General features: G+C 34.2%; 1 protein-coding gene. It reads left to right on the forward strand.

Annotation, left to right across the window (positions count from 1 at the left end; all coding sequences use genetic code 11):
* A partial coding sequence (locus AVBRAN12640_RS09910) for a molybdopterin-dependent oxidoreductase (protein WP_336609195.1) occupies window positions 1-609 on the forward strand: 609 nt, incomplete at both ends.

Below are 609 nucleotides of genomic sequence, written 5' to 3' on the forward strand. Positions count from 1 at the left end.
CACTACCATGATGCCGATGCAGGGGCTGATAATTCTGTAAGTTTAGGTAATGCTAAACCAGAATATACTTCTCCTGGATTATTAGGTATTGGTGCAGTTCCTAGTATTAAGGGAGAGTGGAGCGATAGAGAAAACGAAGTAATTCCTGTTTCAAGAATAGTAGATATGCTTGAAAATCCTGGTAAAGAATATGATTTTAATGGAAAGAAAAAAGTATTTCCTAATATAAAATGTATCTATTGGGCTGGTGGTAATCCAATGCACCATCATCAAGATAGAAATAGGATGCTAAAAGCATTTGAAAAAGTTGATAGCTTTATCATGCAAGAAATATTTTGGACTGCTAGTGCAAGACATGCTGATTTAGTTCTACCGGCTACTACTGAAATAGAAAGAAATGATATAACTAAATCTACAGATAATAGATACTTATTTGCAATTAAACAAGCCATACAACCACTTTACAATGCGAAAAATGACTATGATATTTGTTGTGGTATATTAAAACATTTTGGAGATAACGCATTAAATGCCTTTACAGAAGGTCGCGATATGATGGGTTGGGTGCAATATTTTTATAATGAAGCTCGCGATAAAGCAAGTGCTACA

The organism is Campylobacter sp. RM12640, assembly GCF_020137595.1.
Lineage (GTDB): Bacteria > Campylobacterota > Campylobacteria > Campylobacterales > Campylobacteraceae > Campylobacter_E.